Source organism: Algoriphagus antarcticus (genome assembly GCF_002150685.1).
In the GTDB taxonomy this organism is placed as follows: domain Bacteria; phylum Bacteroidota; class Bacteroidia; order Cytophagales; family Cyclobacteriaceae; genus Algoriphagus; species Algoriphagus antarcticus.
Genome location: NZ_MSSW01000033.1, coordinates 21,917 through 47,363 on the forward strand (window position 1 = coordinate 21,917; position 25,447 = coordinate 47,363).

Below are 25,447 nucleotides of genomic sequence, written 5' to 3' on the forward strand. Positions count from 1 at the left end.
ATAGTTTTTAAGCACCTCTGGATTAGGGGGGTGTCAAAAAATAAGGTGAATACTGTTCTTAGAAACAATTCGAAACTGTCCATTGACGCTTGTGTACATTAATTCCAATGAATAACTCAGTATAAAGTTGGCATTCTATCACAGCTTAATTTTTGATTCTCATTTAATATGAACCTGGATTATGTCAAGGGCACTGCAAAAAATAGCCCTCTTAGTGCAATAGAGAAAATCAAAACATAAAATAATAGTCATTTATAAAAAGGAAAAAAGAGGGTAAATATTTACTACTTTTCATGAACAAGACAATTATCGGTCAGCATTTTGCGAATTATCGTAGAGCAAGATTGTAATATCCCACAATCAGACACAATTACTATAGAATGGCAATAGAAAGCATAAATAGCTCTTATCCAATCGAATTTCCCCATGCAGAAGATGTGGAAAAAATTGCTCAACTGATTCATGCAAATCAAGAAAGTGGATTAACTGAACAAGAAGTACAGAAAAGAATTAAGGAGTATGGGTTGAATAGCTACAAAGCGCAAAAGCAAAAAAGTATCTTCCTAGTCCTTGTTGACCAATTCAAAAGCCCCATCGTTTTGTTGTTGGTAGTTGCCGCAACACTTTCATTTTTATTCGAGCATTGGCTTGAAGGTTTTTCAATTGTTGGGGTTTTATTCATTACAGCAGCACTTGGTTTTTTTATGGAATTACAGGCTCGCAGATCCATGAATGCTTTGAAAGAAATGGACGTAAGTGTTTCCAAAGTATTCAGAGATAATACAGTAATTGAAATCCCTTCCGAAAGGATCGTACCCGGAGATATTTTACTGGTAGAAGCCGGAGATATCGTGCCTGCTGATGGTCGCTTATTTGAGCTCAACCAGTTCGAAGCCGACGAGTCAGCGCTGACCGGCGAATCCTTGCCGGTTACCAAAAAGCTGGAAACACTTGAAAAAAATTCTGGTATAGCAGACCAGGTAAACATGATTTTTAAGGGAACTGCCATTGTAAAAGGCAATGCCAAGGCAATCATAACGGGGACAGGGCTTCACACTGAATTGGGAAAAATAACCTCGCTGGTAGAGACTGCGGAACAAACCAGTACACCACTCGAAAAAAAGCTACAAGGCCTTACAAAAAAGCTGATGTGGATTACGAGTGGGTTTGCCCTTATTTTTATTGTGACTGGAGCTATTCAAGGTAAAGATATCTACCTCATTGTTGAAACTGCATTGGCACTCGCTGTAGCAGCTATTCCCGAGGGCTTGCCCATTGTTGCTACTATCGCTTTAACCTATGGGATGCTGCGTATGGCCAAAAAAAATGTTTTGATAAAAAGACTGGCGGCGGTGGAAACACTCGGGGGCATCAACACGATTTTTACAGATAAAACCGGAACACTTACTGAAAATAAAATTGAGGTAAGTAATCTTACAATTTTCGATGAGACAATAAGTGTTGAGCAAAACAAAATAAGTACTGATGATAATAAAGCCATTATTGACAAACTGCTTTTGATCTCCACCCTTTGCAATAATGCGGTGGCGGATGATAGTGGAAATGATAAAAAACAGTTAGGCGACCCGATAGAAATTGCACTGTTACAATTTGTAGCTGCTAATAAAATTGATCTTGCCGAAATAAACGAACAATATCCCCGTGTAGCAGAGGAAGCCTTTAGCTCTGAAACCAAATTGATGGGGACTTTGCATAAAACCGACAATGGAAATTTCGTTGCAGCCAAGGGTGCAGTGGAAGTGCTGATAGAAAAGTGTACAGCTTTCTGTAAGGGGGATACCATTGAAAAACTAACAGAAAAGGAGAAGAATATATTTTTAGAGAAATCAGAAGAAATACAGGCACAAGGCACACGGGTACTTGCGTTTGCCTTCAAGGAAGACAATAGTATTCCAACTGATAATTTCTTGGAAGATTTAACCTTTGCCGGTTTTATTGGGTTTTTAGATCCTCCAAGAATGGAGGTAGTAGGTGCATTGCAATCTTGCCGGGACGCCGGCATAAAAGTGATTATGATTACAGGAGACCATCCTGCAACAGCTCTCAATATTGCTGAAAAAATAAAACTATCCGATAAAGAAAATATCGTTATCAACGGCAAGGAATTAGAAGATAATCCACCTGAAAACAACTTATTCGACGCCACAGTATTTGCAAGAGTGGATCCCAAACAGAAATTGGATATGGTTACACTTTATCAAAAAAGAGGGGATATTGTGGCCATGACGGGTGATGGCATAAACGATGCGCCGGCATTGAAAAAAGCTGATATCGGCATAGCCATGGGGTTGAGGGGTACACAGGTAGCCAAAGAAACTGCCGAGATCGTGCTGAAGGATGATTCTTTTATTTCTATTGTCTCAGCCATAGAACAAGGCAGGGCAATCTTTCAAAACATCAAACGATTTTTAGTGTATTTGCTTTCCTGCAATCTGAGTGAAATTTTCATCGTTTTTACATTAGGTCTATTAAACTTTTCATTCTCAATTCTTCCTTTGCAGATTCTGTTTCTCAATTTAGTTACTGATATTTTTCCGGCATTGGCATTGGGCCTAGGCAAAGGTAATGAACTGACTATGAAAAATCCTCCACGCAATCCAGCGGAAGCCATTGTGGTCAAAAAGGATTGGATTAATATCATCGTATATGCCTTCTTTATGGCATTGCCGATTATGTTGGTGAGCTGGTATTGTAGCTCTTACCTGAACTACGAGCCTGCTATCTGTAACAACATAACTTTCTTTAGTTTGGCATTGACTCAATTATGGCACGTATTGAATTTATCTTCACGTAAGGTATCTTTTATTAAAAATGAGGTTACCCGCAATGCATTCGTGTGGTACGCGCTGATACTGTGTATAATCATCATGGCAGTTTTTTACTTAGTGCCTTCGCTAAAGGCTATTATCGGACTTCAAACCCTTGATACAACTATGTGGTTGATCATAGTCGGGACAAGTTTTGCGCCTGTTGTATTAATACAATTATTTAAAAGAATGTTTAAAATTATTGATTGAACTAAAATAAACAGTTAGAAAGGAAACAGAGTTAGTGTAAACTTTAGTGGGTTTAGCTGAGTTTGCGTTCTTTTAGGAGTTGGGTATTCAGAACGGTATTTTTCAATGAGATTCAGGGTGACTTTTGCCGTTCCTATGGTTGCGCTTCTCAATTCAATCTCCTGTCGAGATCTAGTTTTCAATCCCAAACTTATGAGAGAGTTTGCTGAAATATTGACAACTGCTAAAATGAGTATCTGCAATCCTGCACCTCACTAAATTTAATACTGATTTGTATCCTAAAATCCCCCTTACCCCCTTTGAGAAAGGGGGAATTTGATCCTCTTTAGAATCAAGATTTAGCTTTTTTCCGGAACGTGCAACAAAGCGAATACTCATAACAGCTAATTCAGATTAATTGGTAAAGTATCTGCCTGAAAGTTTTTTTTGGAAAATAAATTTTTAAGACCTAATGATTTTTTTATCCCTGAATTTTTCCAAATGCAATCCCTGGCTCCGATGAGCCCAAGAGCTTTTAAGATAAAGCCATACTTCATCTTCCTTCATTGAGGGTAAAAAAAAATAGGTAAAAAATTTTTAAACCTTTTTTCTCTAAATCTATTATAAAATGACCAACAGTCATTATGAAGAGAAATAAGCATCATTCTCCTGAAATCAGAAAGCAGCAAATTTTACTTGCTTCTGAAATAGTTCTTTTGAAGGAAGGGATTGAAAGTTTCACCATTGATCAGGTGGTATTCCATGCTCAAATTGCTAAGGGAACGGTCTATAAATACTATAAAAACAAAGATCACCTATTTGCAGAATTGGCTGTAAAATCTGTAGAGATGCTCTATCAGTATTTTAGAACAGCTGTCGCTGACATCGAATCGCCTATCCAAAAGCTTCAATCAGTTATTAAATCGTGCTACCGATTTTATCATGACTATCCGCAGTATTACGGCCTTTTGAATTATTTCGAGAGAAAAGAGGTCGATGCTGTTCAGCGCGGGAGATATCAAAAAATCAGCTTTGAACTTCAATCTTTTATAGAAAAAATCATTGATGAAGGGAAAGCAATGGGAGAGATTTCCGGCAAGGTACCCACTCAGTCCATCGATTACATCATTTGGTCCGGTACTATAGGAATGATCCAATTTATCGAAAGTAAAAAAGAGCTAATTCCAGATTTGAAAGTAATTAACCAAGAAAAATTGATTCATGACTTTGCGCTCATTATTACCTCAGGGTTAAGAATTTGATTTTTTTAAACAAAAATGACTAATAGTCATTATATCAAAAGTGATTCAAAAAACCTCATCTTCTATTATTTATTAAATCCGACACTATGAAAAAAAGCATAACCTATTTGTACATCTTCATTGTCCCCTTTTTGCTTTTTGCATGTGGCAATGATGAATCAGGTGAACAAGCTTCAACTTCGAAGCAAAACATTGAAACCATTCCTGAAATCAATAAAAGCAAACTTCAGCTTTTCCAAGTCAACGCTCAAACCAAAGAAGTTAATGAACTGATCAGTGGGCGAGTGATTGCCAAAAATCAAACTCAGTTGGTTTCTGAAGTGCAAGGATTGATCCTGCCAACTTCCGTGATAATGAAAGCAGGAGTCAAATTTCGAAAAGGGGATCAACTGATTGCAATTGATTCCAGAGAATTCTCCCTGAATTTGAAATCACAAAAAAGTGCGTTTTTGAATGCATTGACAGGTATCATGCCGGACCTTAAGTCGGATTATTCTGCAAATTTCCAAATCTGGTTAGCCTATTTGGAAAAGATGGATTTGGACTCGCCACTTGCTGAATTGCCTGAAACGGAATCCAGCTCAGAGAAATTCTTTATTACTTCCAGAGATATCTACACCTCTTTCTATGGATTGAAAGCACAGGAAGAGCGACTGAATAAATATGTGATTTATGCTCCATATAGCGGAATTATCACTCAATCTATGGTAGATATAGGGGGGTTGGTTTCTCCTGGTATGCCACTTGGTACCATCATCAATACGGGTGAATTTGAGCTGGAAGCTGGTGCCTCTTTAAAAGTTGGTTCACAGCTGAAAGTAGGCGATAAGATCAACTTTTCCAGTAACGAAGTATCAGGAAACTGGACAGGTATAGTGTCCAGAATAGGAGGAGTGGTAGATATCCAAACTCAAAATGTCCCCATCTACTTCAGACTTACAGGAAATAACATTATTCCTGGCATGTATCTTCAAGGCCAATTCAGCTCTGATAATTTTTCAGATGTGTTTGTAATCCCAAATACTGCCTTGGGTAGGGATCAGGGAGTTTTGGTTTTGGAAAAAGACCTAATCGTAAGTAAATCAGTAGAGACTATAGAGATTCTTCAGGATTCTACACTTGTGCGCGGTCTTGCAGAAAATGACCAGGTGATCTTAACTGAATTTGCCATACCAATGGCCGGTAAAAAAGTAGTTCTATAGGATGAAGAAGGTAATTGAGTTTTTAGCACAGAAACCCAAAACAGTAAATATCCTGATTGGGATGATTCTGGTGGTGGGCCTTATCGCATTAGGAAATATGCGCTCTAATTTTCTGCCTCCTGAACCTGTCAATTTTATCAATGTCAGCGCAGTCTACCGGGGAGCATCTCCGCAGGAAGTGGAGGAGGATGTGGTCAATAAAATCGAAGACAAACTGGAAGGTTTGAAAGGGATCGACCGGGTGACTTCAACTTCTTCGGAGAGCTTTGCTAACGTCAGAATTGAGATATCCGAAGATGCTGATCGCAACGAAGTACTTCAGGATATAAACAATGCAGTGAACAGTATAACAACTTTCCCTATGGGATTGGATGTACCGGTGATTGCCAAAGAAGAAATCTTGAATTATACGATGACCCTTGCTGTGATTGGAGATGGAAGTGTACGCATCCTCAAGGATTATGCAAAAGAAATTAAAGATGAGCTTATCCTAAATCCCAGTCTATCGCAGATTTTCATCAGCGGATTTCCGGAAGAAGAGATCGAAGTACGGATCAGAGAAAATGACCTTCGTGCCTATAATCTTTCGTTTGACGAGGTGAGTGCCGCGATCAATAGAACCAACATCAAGGCCTCCGGAGGAGAATTAGAAACTGGGACGCAGCGAATTTTGATCAGATTGGATAGTCGAAATTACTATGCGAAGGACCTACTGAACACAATCGTAAAAGCTACTCCAGATGGCAAAGTAGTTTATCTAAAGGATATTGCGGAAGTTCAGGATCGCTTTGCAAGTAAGCCAGATCAGAGTTTTATAAATGGAAAGCCCGGTGTGATCCTTAAAGTTTTCAGTCGTGGAGAGGAAGATATTTTGGAAAATGCAGAAATCCTAAATGCTTATGTCACTGATTTCAATTCAAAGAATGCACTTTACCAGCTGATTATTGTAGAAGATAGAGGGATTCCACTAAGTGATTCCATCGCACGGCTTCAGAATAATGCTTGGCAGGGAATCCTTTTGGTACTTATTGTTTTGGGTTTGTTTCTGGATCCTCGTATTGCCTTTTGGGTGGCATTTAAGATCCCAGTCGCACTACTTGGGATGTTTACTTTAAGTTACTTCTATGATTTGACGATCAACCAGGTATCACTATTCGGTACCATCATCGTGCTTGGAGTCATCGTCGATGATGGGGTAGTGGTGGCTGAGAATATCTATGAGAAATTCATGAAAGGGTTGACTCCGCTTCAGGCTGCGATCGAAGGGACCATTGAGGTGATTCCGGCGATTGTTTCCTCCTTGATAACCACAGCCTGTGCCTTTAGTATATTCTTCTTTTTTGACGGTCAACTTGGAGATTATTTCTCAGATGTCGCTTTTGTGGTATGCGCCACCTTATTTATTGCCTTGCTGGAAAGCTTATTTTTCCTTCCAGTGCACATCGCCAGATCAAAAGCACTTCGCCGAGATGACAAACCCTGGAAACTCACCCAGATCACTAACAATTCCCTGCTTCGGTTCCGAGATTTCTTTTATGCAAAAGTGATTAAAGGAAGTATGAAAATGCCAATCGTCCCTGTGATCATAGTGATCGGGATCATGGTTTTGACCGTGGTGGCTCTAGGTTCGGGATTAATCAAAAGCACCTTTTTCCCGAATATTGATCAGGATATGGTGACCGCTCAGATTGAGCTTCCTCTGGGAACAGACGAGCGGATCGTTAGAGAAAAACTGGATATTATAGAAGCTGCTGTTTGGGAAGTGAATGAAGAATATTCTTCAGAAAGATCGGATAGTCTTCAAGTGGTCAGGTTTGTGGAAAAAGTCATCGGTCCAAAATCGAACGAAGGCTATTTGAATATCTATATGCTTGAGGGAGATACTCGAAATATCCTTTCCTATGTAGTAGCAGGGACAATTCGAGATAAAGTGGGTCCAATTCCAGAGGCGAAAAATTTAGCTTTTAAGAGCTTATCAGCCTTTGGTAAACCAGTTTCGATTGCCTTGATTGGAAGAAATACGGAGGATTTAAGAGCCGCGAAAACCATGCTTCGTGATTACCTCGAAACCAGAGATGATCTCAAGGATATCACTGACACAGACAAGCAAGGGATGCCGGAACTGGAAATGACCTTGAAAGAAAATGCCCGATTATTGGGTTTCTCGGAAGCTCAGGTTTTTGATCAGGTTAGGAAAGGGTTCTTTGGATTGGAAGCTCAAAGTTTGCAGCGAGCTGATGAGGAAGTGAAAATCTGGGTACGTTATGATGTGAAAGATCGAAGATCCATCCAAGATCTGGAGAACATGCGCCTTTCATTGCCTAATGGTTCTTCGTATCCCATGAGTGAATTGGCGGATTTCGAATACAAAACAAATGTGACGGAGATCAATCATCAATCGGGAGTTCGTGAACTTCGGGTGGAGGCAGATATTGCTAATTTGATGGTGTCGGTGCCTTCGATTCTCGCGGATACTGAGGCTGGAGTACTTGCTGATATTCAAAAAAAATTCCCCAATATCCGATATACCTTAGAAGGGGAAGCCCGTCTTTCAGGAAAAACCCAAGCTTCCAGCCAAGGACCTACCACGTTGGTTTTTATTCTGATTGTAGTGATTCTATTGTTGAACTACCGATCGATAGGAAAGACCTTAGCGATTCTGGCCATGCTTCCTTTTGCATTTATTGGGATAGCATGGGGTACTTTTATTCACGGGATTCCAGTGAGTATCTTCTCTTTCCTTGGCATGATCGCACTTTGGGGGATTTTGATCAATAATGGCCTGGTCCTGGTGTCTACCTATAATGACAACTTGCTCAAAGGAATGAAAATCAAGGATGCCTTGATTGATTCGGCTATTTCCAGATTCAGACCAATTGTTTTGACGACCATCACCACCGTCTTTGGCTTGGCACCATTGCTTTTGAGCAATTCTGTCAGTGCTCAGTTTATCAAACCTACCGCCATAGCCATTGCTTATGGGCTGATCTTCGGATTGGTACTTTCACTGACTTTTCTGCCTTCTATTTTGCTTTTGATCAACCAATTGAAAGTTAAAATCTACAAGATCAGCCATAGAAATTCTGAAAAGGAACCTGAAGAATTGGACGTAGTCTTAAAGGAAATTAAAAATGAACTAGTCTAATCAAATATGAAAAAGATAATAATACTCGGCATTCTGGTTCAAATTTTTGTGCTGGGAGCTCAGGGTCAGGAAACGACCTCGAATGAATTGCTAACATTGGATGAGGCGATTGATAAGACGATCGCAAATAACAAAGACCTGAAGATACAGCGAAATCTCGTCGAGATCTCGTACAATAATGTCTTCCGTGGAAATTCTGGTCAGGCACCTACGATTAGCTTTGCTGCTGATGGGAAGTTTAGTCAGAACCAAGCAAACATTGATATTCGAACCTTTCAGGAAAATCCTGCTTTGGTAACTATCGATGCTGAAGGTGTACAGTCGACCACTCTTGCAGCTGGAGTTCGTGCTGATTATTTATTGATTGGAGGATTTCGTGGTAAATACACCTACAAGCTTCTGGAAAATGAGCAAAGCATTTCTCGATATCAGCAGGAAGCAGTTTTGAATGGGTTGATTTTGGGAGTATCCGACTTGTATTATGATATCGCAAAGCTTCAAAGCCGGGAAGAACTCGTGATAGAAAATGTGGAGATCAGCAGAGATCAGTTGAGGCGCATTGAGAATCAGATAGAATTTGGACAAGCGACTGGTGGGTTAGCACTTTCTGCGCAAACTGATATTAATCAGGAATTGAACGCTTTGGATGATGTGCGCTTATTGAAAAACAATTTGGTCAAGGAACTGAATTTCCTGATGGGAATCGATCCAGAAACCGATTATCTAGTTTCGGTTAATTTTCAGGATCCTCCACTTTTGGAAACCAGTGAATTGAAAGCGATGGTGCTTGATGAAAATCCACAGCTAAAGATCAGTGATGCTTTGATTTCAGTATCAAATAATCAGTTGAAACTTTCCGAATCTGCAAAATACCCTCAATTGAATGCATTTGCGGATTATGGATACTACAGACAGCAGAACGATGCACAGCAGTTGGCGAAATTGGAGACCTTGGGTTATACGGCTGGATTGTCGCTTAATTTCCTGATTTTCGACGGCAGCCGGGTAAATAGAGGTATAAAAAATGCGAAAATCGCAATTGAAAACTCTGAGACTCAAGCTTCCCTAGTCGCTGATGAATTGGTCAAAGAAGCTGTAAAAGAGCAAAGCCAGCTTTTGATTTTGAAGTCAAAATTGGTTCGCCAGGAAAATGATTTGGCGACCTTTACAGACAATTTTACACGGACTCAAGATCGATTTGAACGTGGATTGGCAAGTTCGTTGGATCTTCGTGAAGCTCTGCGCTCTTTACTCAATGCCAAAATCGGGATTAACGATGCGAAGTTGGATATTTTAAAATCAGTAGCAAAAATCCGGAATCTGACCGGTGAAATTTTAAAGCAATTTTCAGAATAATTTGAAAATAGTAAAAGACCTAGGTCATCAGATTTAGGTCTTTTTTTCTATTTATCAGACAAAGTTGAATTTTTATTAAGTAGGTAAGTTGGATAAGGAACCATATTGGCAAGTGTACTATTAAGTCCTTGTCAACCTCGGGATATTAAAAGTGATTTATACTCAGAATATAGAATGATACAGGAAATATTCAGAGTTACCTAGGTGATTTTCTATCAGCGCCGCGTACATTTTCGATATGGGTAAGCCAAAATAAAATAGGTGAATGCGAAAGTATACGTAAAGAAGTAAAGTATATAGTGGAGGACTGTAGTCTTCGGGCTGAAATTCAGCTAACCATTACCGCAGATGCTGAGAGCTTTACTGAAGAGGGAGAACTTATCACGTTTACTTTTGTAGTTAAAAACTCTGGCGGGGTAAAACTGGAGGGTATATTGGTTTCTGAATACCTTAGCTATAACAATTGGAATATTCCAGCCTTGGAACCATCAGAGGAAAAGACCTTCACTATTTCTTACAGCGTTGGCTTTTCGGATGTTCAAAATGGGTATATCTCTTTTACTGCTGATGCCTCTGGCATAGACAGGAATGGGGTGTCTGTTTACTCTACTGATCAGAACGAAATTCTTGGCATCTTTTTTCCTCCGGGTTTTCTTGATTATGAAATCACTTCATCTCACACTATCTGCCAGCCTGAAGGCACTGCACTTGGGCTGATCAACATAGATTTTGGGAAGCAAAAGCAAAGTGGTATATACACCGCTCAAAGTGTGGAAGACGGCAAGAAACACGCTGGAGATTTTGATAATAAAAGTAACGTTCAGATCAAGCTGCCCGCAGGGGATTATACCTTGGAAATAGGGGACACTTTAGGACAGTTGCGCTCAGTTCCGGGAATATTTACGATCGTAAAGACAGCTGACATTATATTCGATATCCCTACGCAGGTAAAGGCATGTGGTGAATACTTGCTTGCATCAGTAAATGAACAGGATTTAGTATTCAAACTCATTGCTCCCGATTGGTCTGAGGTATACCCAAATCCTGATTTTCTCTATCCGGTAATCCAGTCAGGAACTTACCAAATCACAGGAATGGATCCGAATAAGGAGATGTGTGCCGTGCAGAAAACTTTTGAAGCTGAAATTACTCTGCCTGCAATCCTCGAATTGGAAGTCCTACCATATTGTAGTGAAGACACCTTCGCTACAATATCCTTGCTTTCTGACATTAAAGGCCAAAAGGTGAGCTGGTATAATGTCGGCTCAGATGAGGTCACGCAAATTGATGCGTTTGATAATAGCACCATGCTGATTGTGTAGGAAGATGGGACATATCGAGCTACCCTCACGGATGAAGAAGGATGTACTATAGGGGTGGGCCAAATCCAAGTGGTACAGTCATTTACAGCTCCACCTATATTAAGCAGCAAGTATACGATCTGCGATAAGAAAAATGTTCGGGTGGTGCTTGACCTTGGAATCCAGTTCAAAGACTTTAGTTGGATTCTAGCCGGAGTGGAACTGAGCAATGCACAGATTTTCACTCCAGACCAGGCCGGTAGATACAGTCTAATAGCAAAGGACTGGCAGGGATGCGCTTTTTTTGCAGATTTTGAAGTGGAAGAAAAATGTGAGCCTGAGTTACGATATCCCAATGCCATTCGAACGGGTGATCCTGAAAGGAGCTTTGAAATTTATCCTGATAATCTGGTAGATGAGCTCGAACTGTTTATTTATAACCGATGGGGGCAGCTTATATACCATTGCGAGGACAAAAAACTAGAAGATGGAGTTAAGTCATCCTGTGTATGGGACGGAACTTTCAACAGTACCGCTGTGCCAAATAGCTCATATTCAGTGCTTCTCCGTATTAGGGTAAAGGGGCAAAACCTGACAGTAGTACAAAAGACTTCTGTCACTGTATTTTGATAAACTATTCTCATCCATGGGAAGTCATAGTCGTCAGGAGACCCGATTGACTCGTACTGAAAAAAGTTTACAGATTAATGCTTAAATACAGCTAGGGGGTTATCAGCTTAGTCTTATAATGGGATTGCAAGAGAAGGTTTTAAGAGGGATAGGTCTTCCACGATCTTTCAGTTTTGAGATTAGTTTGATGCATTTATTCGGGAGTATGGTTCCCAATGCCCAAGTCAACTTGTCCAAGAAGAAAAGAAAAGCGTAAAGATTCCAACTTGGGTGCTTTATGGGTTTTTCACTCTTGTTAATCCCAACCTTAAAATTTCATTTTGAAAATGATTGTAGTAGCCCAAACTGATGATTAATATCATAGCATTGGACAGTAAAGATTCTTATTTTCATGTCTTGATTTCCTTGAGATTCGTACTCTAAATAATTTATGACATGAACATATTAGTTCCTTTGGACTTTGGTAAAGAGTCAGAAAATGCAAAAACATTTGCAGCTGCAGTTGCGAAATCTATTGGGGGAAAGGTAATTTTACTTCATGCAGCTCTTCAGACGTATAATTTTGCATCGTTAGCTGATGAGGAATATAGTTCTGAGATAAAACGGTCAAAAAATTTAATGAAGAAATACGTTGAGGAATTCAATAACCTTGGCATTACAGCAAGCTATCGGGTAATCGAAGATAATCTGGAGAGTTCTATCGAGAAAATCTTAAGTATGGATGAAATCGATTTTATCATCTTGGGTACAAAAGGTGCCAAGGGTGTAAAAAAATTCTTGCTGGGTTCCAATGCCAACGAAATTTTTAAGAATTTTGATGTGCCTATTCTCATAATCCCTATTACAGCTTTTTTTGATAAAGTGGAAAATATTGTACTGACATTGGAAAATCCTGAGGACGGTCCTGAATATGTCAGAAAAATACTCCACTTGACCAAAAATTGGGGCCTTCCCTATGAAATTTTGCATTTCAATTCCGGAACTTCTGACGATACAGATGATCTTGCAGTAAAGCATATTAAATTATTTGAGAAAATTTATCCCGATACATCTTTTGGGCTTACTAGTGTTTTTTCCACCAGCATACAGACAGGGTTGGAAATTTATCAGAAAGAGCATCCTGAGGCAATGCTTGTAATGCTATCGGGACACAAGAATTTTCTGGAAAAGCAATTTAATAAGAGCGAAACCGTGGAGATGGTTTACCATACTACTTTGCCACTACTAATAATTAAAGAGAATATAACCTAAAGACAGTACTCGCTTCGGCCTTCTCTTCCTAAGAGATTTTAGTGGAGTGATACAAGAACTGCCTAACAAAACCCCGGCATTACCATGAAAAAACTTTTACAGCCTGCCTTTCTAGTAGTTATAGGAGTGACTTTTAGTTTCGCTTCCTTAGTCCCTAAATCTACTAGCATTCTCAATCCCATTTATAAAGTAGACATGGCGGCTTCAGATTCTACAAAAAAGGACTCCATTGTTTCTCCCAAATTCAAAGATCTTCCTCTGAAGCCTGAGCGAGAAATTAAGTTCAATACGAATCAGGGCACTTGGATGAGTGTAGACGTCAGTCCAGATGGTCAATCAGTTGCTTTTGATCTTTTGGGAGACATTTATACAATCCCGATTTCCGGAGGAAAAGCGATCCCGATCACGTCTGGAATGGCTTATGAAACACATCCACGGTATTCTCCCGACGGTGAAAAGATTTTGTTCACCTCAGATCGAGCTGGAAATGATAACCTTTGGTACATCGATCTAGTGAAAAAGGACACAGTCCAGATCACCAAAGATAAAAATGGAGATGTACCGGGAGCTGCCTGGACTCCGGATGGAGATTACATCGTTGTGGCCAAAGGGAGAAGAATCAGCAAACTTTGGATGTACCACAAAGACGGGGGAGGAGGAATACAGCTCAACGAGGATCCTTCTAGCATGAAAACGATTGATCCGGTAGTTAGCCCTGACGGGAAAAAAGTCTATTTTTCCTATCGATCCGGCGCTTGGAATTACAATGCACTTTTGCCTCAATACCAAATCGGAACCTACGATTTTGATAAGGGAAAGATCAGCAGTGTCACTTCTAGATATGGCTCGGCTTTTACCCCCACACTCAGCAAAGACGGCCGATGGATGGTCTATGGGTCAAGATGGGAAGAAAAGACCGGGTTAGTCATCCGTGACATGAAATCCGGCGACGAAAGATGGCTGGCTTATCCAGTACAGCGGGACGAGCAAGAATCCATCGCTCCCCAGGGAGTACTTCCCGCAATGGCCTTCACCCCGGACAGCAAGTTCGTCGTCGCTTCCTACGGAGGTAAAATCTGGAAAATCCCGGCCGAATCAGGCGATCCAGAGGAAATACCTTTCGAAGTGGATGTAAACCTGGCGATGGGGCCACGTCTATATTTCAATTATGAAATTAAAGACACCACTGCTGCTTTGGTCACTCAGATCAGAGATGCAGCCCCTTCTCCTGATGGAAAAAAACTGGCTTTCACCGCACTTGATAGATTGTATGTAATGGATTATCCGGATGGAGAGCCACGCAGACTGACTTCCAACAACTTCACCGAAGCCATGCCGGCGTGGAGCCCCGACGGGACCCAATTGGTTTTTATCACATGGGAAGAAGAAAATGGAGGAAACCTATACAAAGCAGTACTGGCTGGTAAAGGATCCATTACCAAATTAAGTGGGGAAACAGCACTTTACTCCCAACCAGCCTGGAGCTTTGACAATAGAATAGCAGTATTCAAAGGAGCTAATCGCCTGCTGAAAGACAATGAAGGAGCCCGCCTCAATGGTACAGAGGCGGAGTTGGTGTGGATACCGGCGGGGGGCGGTGAGTTCCGAAAAATCATGGATGCTGGAAATCAAGGCAATGTACATTTCACCAAGGACACTTCGCGTGTATATCTAAATGGCTCGGGAGGCACTTTACTAAGTGTAAATTGGCAGGGAACCGATAAGAAGGAATATGCAAAAATTACGGGTATTACTGCCTTTGGATCGGTAGCAGAATCACATGAAAACCATGACCACTCGAACAATCCGACAGAGGCCACGGACGTTCGGTATGTAATGGGAATGCCGGTTTCAAACGCTGATGCAGTCAATTACTGCATGCTTCCGGAGGGAGCTACCGCACAGGAACCTCAGATGAAACCGAGTAGCGCCAGCACGATTCTGATGGCCCCAGAAGGAAATCTTGCTTTGGCACAAGTGAGTAACAATGTCTATGTGATCAAAATCCCGACTGTAGGAAAAACTCCTGATATCAATGTGGGAGATCCTAGTTCCAGTAATTTCCCTGCACGCCAGCTCACCGAAATAGGCGGAGAGTGGCCAGCTTGGGAATCAAGTGGCAAGAAGGTGCATTGATCGCTGGGAAATGGACACTGGGTTTATGATATAGACAGAGCCGAAGCAGTGGAAGATTCAGTAAAATCCGCAAAGAAATCCAAAATGATGGCGGACGCTGACAGCGTAGCTTCATTGAAAGCCCTAGGAACTGAGGCTGTAAAAGCTGCTGATTCTGTGGCAAAAGCAAAGAAAGATGCATTGGCGGAGCTTTTTAAAAATGATAAGGAAAAAGCAAAGTCTGACAGTCTTCATAAGGCTGAATTAAAAGAAGGAGAAACGTACAAGGCCGACGAAAAGCAGGTAAAGCTCTACTATGAGAAGGATATTCCTAAAGGAACTGTCTTGTTGACTAATGCAAGAATAGTCACGATGAAAGGCGATGAGGTGATAGAAAAAGGGGATATCCTGATCGAAAACAACCGCATAAAAGAAATCGGAATTTCGGGATCGCTTGATGCAGGAAAGGCAAAAGTCTTCGACATGTCCGGTAAAACGATCACGCCGGGATTCATTGATACTCATGCCCACATGTGGCCAACTTGGGGCTTGCACAAAAACAGTGTTTGGATGTATGCAGCAAATCTCGCTTATGGCGTCACTACCACCCGTGATCCACAGACAGCTACCACCGATGTACTGACCTATGGAAATATGGTGGATGCCGGGATGATTCCAGGTCCGAGAATATATTCCACTGGTCCCGGAGTAGGATACTGGATGTATAATTTAAAGTCTCTCGATCAGACCAAAAATATCCTGAAGCAGTACAGTAAATACTTCAATACACAATACATCAAAATGTATCGGGTGGGAAATCGCCAGCACAGACAGTGGGTGATCATGGCAGCAAAAGAGCAGAAATTAATGCCAACCACAGAAGGTGGATTGGACTTCAAGCTAAACATGACCCAGCTGATAGATGGCTATCCGGGACACGAGCACTCTATCCCAATTTATCCCTTATATCAGGATGTGACCAAAACAATCGCTGAAAGTAAAATGGCAGTGACACCGACGCTTTTAGTGGCTTATGGCGGTCCTTGGGCAGAAAACTACTATTACACTACCGAAAGTCCTCTACATGACCCGAAACTCAATCGATTCACACCTTATGAAGAACTCAATTCGAAAGCAAGAAGAAGAGCTGGTGGTCTAGGTGGTTGGTTTGCTCCGGAAGATCATGTGTTTACAAAGCATGCCGAAGGAATCAACGCGATCTTTGAGCAGGGAGGTCTTGCAGGAATAGGCTCCCATGGTCAGCTTCAGGGATTAGGTTATCACTGGGAACTTTGGTCTGTAGCCAGTGGAGGTATGAAAGCTCATGATGCACTAAAAGTAGCGACCATTTCCGGAGCTGAAGCGCTTGGCTTGGATAAGGAATTAGGAAGTATCGAAGTAGGTAAATTGGCTGATTTGGTAATTATGGAAAGTAATCCTTTGGAAAATATCCGCAATACCAACACGATCACACATGTAATGAAAAACGGAAGAATCTACGATGGAAACACCTTGGATGAAGTGTACCCTACATCTAGAAAAATGGATGCGACTCCCTGGACCAAAGTGGCACCGGTATCCAATACAACATTAAAATAAGAAATTAAACCTCAAAAGTCACTCATAAGGTGCTGAGAGACTTTGCTTTATGACTCGTCCTGAATAGACGTTACAGTCTTTAAGAATAAATTTGGATAGCATCGGGTACTGACTCGGTGCTATTTTTAGTTTTGTAGGTTATAATCTTAAAACTGCTTTGCTGGGGTTCCATTAAGAGCAGAATCCAACCATTTTTGAATTTCAAAATAATATTAAATTAAAGCCATTCTTTATCTCATTAAGTAGATGGTTTGACTGAGAAAGAGTACTCTAGGCCGGAAATAAGACTTGACTTAGACGTGCAAGGATGTTCGTTTCAACTGGCGCTGGCATGCTTGTTGGAATTTTTTTTGGGTATGAAAGACTTTCAACTCCTTCAGAATAAGGCAGAATTGCTACGCAAATGGAGTATGATCTCCACCTCAGAGGCAGGATCGGGCCACCCAACTTCCTGCCTTTCTGCTGCAGATTTGGTAGCAGTTTTGTTTGATAGCTATTTTCGATATGACCTGGCAGCTCCGCTAAATCTCTACAATGACAGATTTGTCTTATCTAAAGGACATGCTTCACCTTTATTATATGCGCTTTTTGGTCTCTCAGGAGCATTTCCTCTGGAAGAAATGAAAACACTGAGAAAATTTGGAAGTCGTTTCGAGGGACATCCCGTTCCAAAATTTGAACATGCGGAGGCAGCCACCGGATCTTTGGGTCAGGGTCTTTCGGTCGGTGCAGGATTAGCTTTGGTAGGCAAAAGAGAAAATTTAGGCAATAAAACTTATGTTTTATTGGGTGATGGTGAACTCGCAGAAGGGCAAGTTTGGGAGGCAGCTAATTTTGCCAGCTACCACAAATTGGGTAATCTAATTGCCATTTTGGACATCAACCGTCTGGCGCAGAGCGGCGAAACTATGTTTGGTCACGAGATGCTGGAGTATGAAAATAGATTTAAGGCCTTTGGGTTTGAAGTGATCAGCATAGACGGACATGATTTAAAAGCAATTGATGCTGCATTCAAAAAGGCGATTAAAAGCGAAGACAAACCCGTGGCAATTATAGCTAATACCCTAAAAGGTAAGGGAATTTCTTTTTTGGAGGATATGGCTGGATGGCATGGCAAAATACTAAATGCGGATCAGCTAAAAGAAGCGCTTGATGAATTGGGTGAGCTGGACGACAATTTAAGGTTTGAACTTATTTCTCCCGACAAAACAAGTACTGCTGATAATCCACAAGTCCTAACTCCTTCAAAACGCAGCTTTGATTCGAAGAAGAAATATGCGACTCGAGAGGTTTTTGGAGAAGTGTTCTCCGATCAGGGTAAGTCAAACAAAAAGATATACGGTCTTGATGCTGATGTTAAGAATTCAACTTTTACTACCGATTTCATGGATGCACATCCAGAGAGATTTGTCGAGTGTTTTATAGCGGAACAGAATATGGTCACGGTGGCAGTTGGTTTGGCCAGATTGGGAAAAATACCTGTGGTCGCAACTTTTGCAGCTTTCTTATCCAGAACTGCAGATCAAATCCGGATGGCGCGGGTTTCAGAGGCCAACATAAAATTTGTCGGATCACATGTAGGAGTTTCGATAGGTGAGGATGGACCTTCACAGATGGGGTTGGAAGATATAGCATTATTTGGCTCCGAACCCGATGTGGTGATCTTGCAGCCGTGTGATGCGGTGTCAACTGCCAGATTAATTCCAATTATGTTGGCTCATATAGGAATGACCTACCTAAGGACACTCAGGCCTAAAACACCTGTTCTTTACGCTGAGGAAGATAAGTTTGAGATAGGCGGATCGAAGGTTCTTAAAAAGTCCTCAAAAGATAAGCTTACCGTGGCAGCCACAGGTATCACCGTGTTTGAGGCACTAAAAGCCTGGGAAATCCTACATGAAATGGGGATTCCAATCCGGATAGTTGATTGCTACTCGATCAATCCCATAGATGCTGAAACGCTTAAAACCAGCCTTAAAGAAACAGAACTGCCAATTTTGATCACAGTGGAAGACCATTATTCCCACGGAGGAATGGGGGACTTTGCCCATGCAGCGTTGGGTAAAGTGGATCACACGTTCATCAAGATGGCAGTAAATAAAATCTCCAGATCTGGTGAAATGGATCAACTGCTAGATGATGCCGGTATAAGTGCTGGAAACATTGTTCAAAAGGTGAAGCAATGCCTTGCTTAGATATATAGTTAAATATGGTTATCAGCAAGGTGGCCAGTAACCCTGTATTTCTTTGCTTTTCTGGACATAAGGCCCCTGCCCGAAAGACAGGCGGGGATGACGATTGGCCGATGTGGCTTCGATGTGTAGGGGAATTTAATTTGATTACTGGTGCAAATGCGGTCATACTAATAATTTAATATGTTGTACGGAATCTTGAAAGTAGAAAATTTATAGGATCGAAAATCCAAAGACACATTGAATCCTGGTTTACTCCGGTCTTCGGTCATCGGTCTCCCAACCCATTAACTAAAGAGAATTCGCTTGTTGGTAGAAAAGCGTAGATACAGATAATTTAAAGTAGGATAATATAAAAAACAGAGCGTATGACCGAAATGGAAGTTTGGAATAACAAAAGAGAATTGGGTAACCTGAGCGAAGATGAAAGGAAAATTTTTGACCAGCTTGGCTTAAACGAGTCATCCCGAAGGAAATTCTTAAAAGGGATTTCTGCTACCAGTTTGAGCGTCTGGGCTGCTACTTATTTTCCTCCAGAAGTTTTTGCCAGCGCTGCAGCAGCCTTACCGGATAACCCAATCAAGTTGGTTAATGAAGTAAAAGTGAATCTTCGGATAAATGAGTCTGTAAAGTCTCTGAATTTGGATTCACGAACAACTTTATTGGATGCTTTACGAGAAAGACTGGCACTTACAGGTACCAAAAAGGGATGTGATCACGGGCAATGCGGTGCCTGTACAGTCCTCGTGGATGGCAAGCGTAAACTTTCCTGCCTGACACTGGCGGCCAGTTGTGAGGGCAAAGAAATTACTACCATAGAGGGGTTGGCAGAAAACGGGGAGCTTCACGCGATTCAAAAGGCATTTTTAGAACATGATGGTTTTCAATGTGGCTATTGTACTCCAGGACAAATTTGTTCTTCGGTGGCGCTTCTGGAGGAAGCAAAGCGTGGAGAAGCAAGTTATGTGACAGATGATTTGCGAGAGATTACCAAAGATTTAACCCTTTCAGAGGAAGAAATCAGAGAACGTATGTCCGGTAATATCTGCCGGTGTGGAGCGTACAATAACATCGTACAGGCTTTTAAGGAAGTTCATTCCAGTGACGATGAAATGCCGACCTGGGAATTTGCTACACCGGAACAGATGGAAAATGCAAAGAGCTCTTAGGGCAACAAATCAATCACAATTTTTAAGACGATAACACAAACCTACCATGAGACCATTTACTTACACCGGTGCAAAAAATAAAGAACAAGCGCTTCAGAGTTACAGCCCCACTTCTCACTATCTGGGAGGAGGAACAAATCTGCTGGATTTGATGAAAGAAGATGTAGAGCGTCCTGATCAGCTGATCGAAGTGGCAAGTCTGGATTACAAGAAAATATTCCAAAACGACAAAGGTGGCTTAACCATCGGCGGAATGCTCAGTAATTCTGAGACAGCCAATCATCCTGAAGTACGTAAGAATTATCCCTTGCTCTCCATGTCAATGCTTTCCGCAGCCACCGCACAGATCAGGAATATGGCAACCAACGGCGGGAATCTATTGCAGCGAACTCGTTGTCCTTATTTTTTCGAAGCATCAATGCCTTGCAATAAACGCGAACCGGGTTCAGGGTGTGGTGCCATAAAAGGGATGAATTCCCTCCATGCTATTTTTGGATATAGTGACAGTTGTATTGCAGTTCATCCTTCCGACATGTGTGTAGGCTTAGCAGCTTTGGGAGCTACGGTTGAAGTTCAAAAACCAGATGGATCAACGAGAATTATAGCTTTTGACGATTTTCACCGATTACCGGGAAGTCAGCCGGAAAAAGACACTAACCTGATGCCTGGAGAACTGATCACTGCGATCCATCTCGAAAGGCCGGAATTTTCAGAGCACTATTACTACCTGAAGATCCGTGAACGTTCCAGTTATGCCTTTGCATTGATTTCGGTAGCAGCAGGTTTGCAACTAAAGGGCGGAGAGATTACTAAGGCCGGATTGGCTATGGGTGGAGTTGCCCACAAGCCTTGGAAATTTAAAGAAGTTGAAAAATTTCTTGTTGGGAAAAAGCCAGATGAATCAATTTTTGAGGCGGCAGCTGAACTGGCCATGAAGGATGCGAAACCATTCGAGGGGAATACCTATAAAGTTGAAATGGGTAAAAAAGCTATAGTTAGAGCGCTTTCCCAGGCTTACGCGAGAAAATCTTAATCAATCTCAATACAACCACTATGAAAACTATAAAAGCATCAGGAATAGGCAAACCTATTGACAGAATTGAAGGGAGATTGAAGGTTACGGGAATGGCAAAATATGCTACAGAATTCCCGGTGGAAAATAAAGTTTATGCACAAGCTGTAAATAGTACCATTGCAAAAGGTGAGATTGTTTCAATAGATACCTCTGAAGCAGAGAAAGCAGCTGGAGTCCTCGCCGTACTGACCCACAAGAATGCTGAAAAGCTTAAGGCTTTCGAAGAAGAGATGCCTGAATTGGGCACCACGACCATTGCACCGGTTTTACAAAGTAACAAAGTCCATTATTACGGAGAATATGTAGGTCTTGTAGTAGCAGAAACTTTTGAGCAGGCAACCTATGCAGCTAAATTGGTAAAAGTTAAATACAAGGAAGAAACCCCGGATATTCACCTTGATAAATCTAGAGCTAAAGCCTATAAACCTACCGAAAGTTCTGATTTCTCACGGGGAGACATGGATGCCGGGATGGCTGCTGCCGATCAAACGTTGGAGGCGACTTACAATACACCCATTGAGCATCATCATCCTATGGAGTTGCACGCCGTGATCGCTTCCTGGAATAACGGTAAAGTATTAGCTTATACCAGTCAGCAAATGGTGGATAATTCTACCATTGTGATTTCAGACACTTTTCAGATTCCGAAAAAAGATGTGAGAGTAGTAGCTGCCTTTGTAGGTGGAGGATTTGGCTCTAAGCTAAATACTGATCGCCACGTAATTCTCGCACTGATGGCTTCCAAAAAGTTAGGCAAACCAGTTCAACTGACGGTGACACGAAATCAAATGTTTACCAATACTGGTATGCGACAGCATAATGAGCAAAATATGCGAATAGGAGCAAAGAAAGATGGCACACTCACCGCACTTTCTCACGAAACGCTTTCCCATACTTCAACTTTTCAGGAATATCAGGAACCCTGTGGAAATGTGTCAAAGATGCTGTACAAAGTCCCGAATAACTTAATCAAGCATAGGCTGATTCCATTGAATTTTCAGACTCCATGTTCTATGCGTGCACCTGGAGAAGCTACGGGAAGTTTTGCTTTGGAATCAGCGATGGACGAAATGGCTTGGAAGCTTAAAATGGACCCGATAGATTTCAGAATAAAGAATGATACACAGATAGATTTGAGCGAGGAAAGACCTTTTTCCTCCCGACTCCTAATAGAATGCCTCCGCATAGGTGCAGAGAAATTTGGCTGGAAGGAGCGGAAGATGGAACCCCGAACCAATACCAACGGAAACTGGCTTATCGGTTATGGAGTAAGTGCTGCATCCAGAGAAGCTCCCTACAAGAAAACATCGTCAAAGGTCATAATCTCCCTTGAAGAAGGGAAAGCTATCGCAACAATCCAGATGGATGCTACAGATATTGGCACCGGAAGTTATACTATTATCGCCCAAACTGCCTCTGAATACTTGGGCATTCCCACAGAAGATGTGACGGTAGAATTGGGAGACTCTAATTATCCTGTGACGCCAGGGTCAGGTGGCTCATGGGGCGCGGCATCCTATTGCAACGGAGCCAGGGCAGCCTGCGAAAATGCAATTGCTGAATTGAAACGAAAGAAAAATATCCCTGAAGGGGAAGAAATTGCTTTGGCGGACCTTTTAAAGCAAAATGATCTTACAAAATTTGAGGCTGAAGGAACCGCAGAGCCATCGGAAGAATTTGAAAAGTATTCAGTATTCTCTTTCGGAGCCAACTTTTCGGAAGTTTGGGTGGATAAGGATACGGGGATGAGTCGCATCAAGCGTATGGTGAATGTAGGTTCAGCCGGTAAAATCCTGAATCCCAAAACAGCCTATGGACAGATTATAGGTGGTTTGACAATGGGAGTGGGGATGGCTTTGACCGAGCAGACCAAAATAGAGCCAAACTTCGGGAATTTTATAACGCGTTCATTTGCAGACTACCACGCTCCGGTCAATCTGGACATGGCTAATGTAGAGGTGATTTTCCTGCCTGAGGAAGATAAAATCGCCAATAAAATGGGAGTGAAAGGAATCGGTGAACTAGGAATCACCAGTGTGGCCGCATCAATTGCAAATGCTATTTTTAATGCAACAGGCAAGAGAATGCGTGATTTGCCCATTACCCCGGAAAAACTTATCATGGCCAAGTTGGAACCCGGAGTGGAGTCTTAGTATAGAAATCTTTGCGTAAAAATATTCTTGCGCTTAGAGACATTATCTTAGAATCCGTAATACATGAGAGTTAGGTTCTATTCGAATGAGAACTAAAGCATTGACTTATAAAAGTTTTTTCAGGGCGATGACTTGCTAAGAAGTACTTTTGCTTTTTGTCCCAGAATTCTTCCAAAGCTAGTCCTTGGGTGTAATGTGTCCATGAGCTTCCGGCATACAGCCATTCACTTGCGGTTCATTATTTATTTGGTTGACTCCTAGCCTTATCTCTCCCAGGACTTGTGTGCCTGTCCTATTTCATTGTTCACTAAAACGAAATAAATTAGGAATACGGAGGACAAGAAAATTAATTTCTAAGAAGTTGCAGAAATAAAGTTGAGCTACAGTGCCAAAATATAAACTAGTCATAGGCCAAAGGTTGATAGTTCAAGACAAGTATATGATGTCTTTGCGCAAGCATGGGATAAAAACAGCATTGAGTTTACAGAGGACTTCAAAGTGAGGACTCTATCAAGAACAAACAGAGTCCTGGGAATAATTACTATCAGTTCTGGAGGTAAAGCGGAAGTGTAGTAGATGTCAAACCGGTCTATGCAGCTGCAATTAAGGCGAATGTCAGTTCTATCATTTTGGCATAATCATCCCTCAGGAAATCTAATGCCTTCAGAGCAAGATAAATGATTGACCCAACCCATCAAGAAAGCTGGAAATATTCTGGATATTCCAGTGGTTGATCATGTGGTTATGACCGTGGATGGGTACCTACTCTAGAAAGAATTATTTATTTCCAATGTTAAGTTTTTAGCCAAGGTAAAAACTTAATATTAACATTTGAACTCAATGGTTTACATTTGCTTAACATTATATTAATAGTAGAATAAGGATAAATCAAGCTTTTGAAATGGGAGAAAACAAACAATCCAACAAGATTAATCAGGAAAAAGCAGAAACTGAAATTAAAGCTGTTACTGCTCCTGCTGAAGTTAATACGGCGGGCACAACTGATATAGAATTGAAAAGTGATATTTTAGGTGTTAAAGATAAAGTCGGGAATATATCTGATAAGGACACTGAAAAATTCACCAAGAAGAATCTTAAAGAATTAAAGAAAATGAGTGGCATAATAAAAGAAAAAGAGAAAAAGGATAAGGAGAAAAGAAAGGAAAAAGAGAAGAAAGCTAAGAAAAAAGCTCAAAAAAAGAAGAAAGAGAAAGCTAAAAAAGAAAAAGCCCAAAAGAAGTTGAAGGAAAAAAAGGCTAAGAAAAAAGCAGCTCAAAAAAGGAATAAATCAAAGAAAAAATAATTTTAAAAAAATCGAGACTTGCAATCTCGATTTTTTTTTCTTCTCAAAAAAGACCTGAATATCTTTCAAGTATTCTCATAAATTTTTGAAATCCGGGCAAAAGAATCATTTTAGCCTAATTTACTCCCTTTAATAGGAAAAACTAGTACAGAATTAAATTGAAATAGATGGGCAAATCCTGTCCTGATATATAGTTACAAAAAGCACAGACTTTTGGTATGGAAAAATATAATTAGACTATTTTTTGATTTTAGATTCCTTCTTAGAGTTGCATGAAAGATCTGTAAAAGTGCACCTATTTTCCTTTTCCTCTTTGGTCTAATTAGCTTGATTCTATAACAAAAGGCAATGGTTGAAAGCAAAGAGTCCACACTCTTGTCTTGGCATATTTATTCCGATTCTTATAGAATTCAGTGCTGTTTTAAGCCCAGATTGCAGCTATTAGATCATAAGTACCTGTTTTTTAGCAGTTTCTATTTTTTTGGTTTCCAATTTGTGTACTACGGATTTTCGTTTGGTGAATGGTTGATATTTAGCTTGAAGGTTCGTGTAAATCTGCTTTAACTTGTCGTTGGGCAGCGTGCATTTTCGGGTGGTGATGATTTTGTCGTACGTGTTGGTCCCCGATGTGGTGATCACTTTTTGGGTGTTCCCGATCCGTACAATTTCGCTCCAGT

Annotated in this window: 16 protein-coding genes and 1 pseudogene; 16 read left to right on the forward strand and 1 reads right to left on the reverse strand. The window is 41.0% G+C overall.

What is annotated here, in order from left to right:
* Positions 1-380 precede the first annotated feature (380 nt).
* From BVH04_RS12935 to BVH04_RS25155, 16 genes are all read left to right on the forward strand, one after another.
* Positions 381-3,038 (forward strand): cation-translocating P-type ATPase, encoded by a 2,658-nt coding sequence (locus BVH04_RS12935; RefSeq protein WP_086541898.1) that lies wholly within the window; start codon positions 381-383, stop codon positions 3,036-3,038.
* Positions 3,039-3,661: 623 nt separating this feature from the next.
* A complete protein-coding gene (locus BVH04_RS12940) occupies positions 3,662-4,279 on the forward strand; it encodes a TetR/AcrR family transcriptional regulator (RefSeq protein ID WP_086541899.1) in 618 nt (205 codons plus the stop codon).
* A gap of 86 nt (positions 4,280-4,365) precedes the next feature.
* On the forward strand, positions 4,366-5,481 hold the full coding sequence (locus tag BVH04_RS12945; RefSeq protein ID WP_086541900.1) for an efflux RND transporter periplasmic adaptor subunit: 1,116 nt from the start codon (positions 4,366-4,368) through the stop codon (positions 5,479-5,481).
* A 1-nt stretch (position 5,482) separates the two neighbouring features.
* Complete coding sequence (locus BVH04_RS12950) at positions 5,483-8,626, forward strand: efflux RND transporter permease subunit (protein ID WP_086541901.1); 3,144 nt, start codon at positions 5,483-5,485, stop codon at positions 8,624-8,626.
* 6 nt (positions 8,627-8,632) lie between these two features.
* Entirely contained in the window at positions 8,633-9,982 is a 1,350-nt protein-coding gene (locus tag BVH04_RS12955) for a TolC family protein (RefSeq protein WP_086541902.1), read from the forward strand.
* A 299-nt stretch (positions 9,983-10,281) separates the two neighbouring features.
* Entirely contained in the window at positions 10,282-11,304 is a 1,023-nt protein-coding gene (locus BVH04_RS12960; RefSeq protein WP_169714432.1) for a DUF7507 domain-containing protein, read from the forward strand.
* Positions 11,305-11,373: 69 nt separating this feature from the next.
* A complete protein-coding gene (locus tag BVH04_RS12965) occupies positions 11,374-11,913 on the forward strand; it encodes a T9SS type B sorting domain-containing protein (RefSeq protein ID WP_205635847.1) in 540 nt (179 codons plus the stop codon).
* Between the two features lie 435 nt (positions 11,914-12,348).
* Positions 12,349-13,164: a universal stress protein gene (locus tag BVH04_RS12970; RefSeq protein ID WP_086541905.1), complete on the forward strand. Its 816-nt coding sequence runs from the start codon at positions 12,349-12,351 to the stop codon at positions 13,162-13,164.
* A gap of 84 nt (positions 13,165-13,248) precedes the next feature.
* Positions 13,249-15,300, forward strand: coding sequence for a hypothetical protein (locus BVH04_RS26120; protein WP_240510917.1), 2,052 nt, complete (start codon positions 13,249-13,251; stop codon positions 15,298-15,300).
* 48 nt (positions 15,301-15,348) lie between these two features.
* Positions 15,349-16,878 carry an amidohydrolase family protein gene (locus BVH04_RS26125; protein WP_240510918.1) on the forward strand — a complete coding sequence of 510 codons (1,530 nt, stop codon included), beginning with the start codon at positions 15,349-15,351 and terminating at the stop codon, positions 16,876-16,878.
* A gap of 356 nt (positions 16,879-17,234) precedes the next feature.
* The gene (locus tag BVH04_RS12980) at positions 17,235-19,073 is read left to right on the forward strand and encodes a transketolase (protein ID WP_086541906.1); all 1,839 of its coding nucleotides are present in this window, start codon (positions 17,235-17,237) and stop codon (positions 19,071-19,073) included.
* Positions 19,074-19,438: 365 nt separating this feature from the next.
* Positions 19,439-20,239: a 2Fe-2S iron-sulfur cluster-binding protein gene (locus BVH04_RS12985; RefSeq protein WP_086541907.1), complete on the forward strand. Its 801-nt coding sequence runs from the start codon at positions 19,439-19,441 to the stop codon at positions 20,237-20,239.
* Positions 20,240-20,285: 46 nt separating this feature from the next.
* A complete protein-coding gene (locus BVH04_RS12990) occupies positions 20,286-21,272 on the forward strand; it encodes an FAD binding domain-containing protein (protein ID WP_086541908.1) in 987 nt (328 codons plus the stop codon).
* 20 nt (positions 21,273-21,292) lie between these two features.
* On the forward strand, positions 21,293-23,467 hold the full coding sequence (locus BVH04_RS12995; RefSeq protein ID WP_086541909.1) for a xanthine dehydrogenase family protein molybdopterin-binding subunit: 2,175 nt from the start codon (positions 21,293-21,295) through the stop codon (positions 23,465-23,467).
* A gap of 681 nt (positions 23,468-24,148) precedes the next feature.
* A complete protein-coding gene (locus BVH04_RS26650) occupies positions 24,149-24,238 on the forward strand; it encodes a JAB domain-containing protein (protein ID WP_394335232.1) in 90 nt (29 codons plus the stop codon).
* A 130-nt stretch (positions 24,239-24,368) separates the two neighbouring features.
* Positions 24,369-24,770 (forward strand): hypothetical protein, encoded by a 402-nt coding sequence (locus tag BVH04_RS25155; RefSeq protein WP_140160584.1) that lies wholly within the window; start codon positions 24,369-24,371, stop codon positions 24,768-24,770.
* A gap of 441 nt (positions 24,771-25,211) precedes the next feature.
* On the opposite strand, the pseudogene BVH04_RS25810 reads toward BVH04_RS25155, so the two are convergent.
* Positions 25,212-25,447 (reverse strand): annotated as a pseudogene (locus tag BVH04_RS25810) (IS1634 family transposase); the annotation flags it as partial.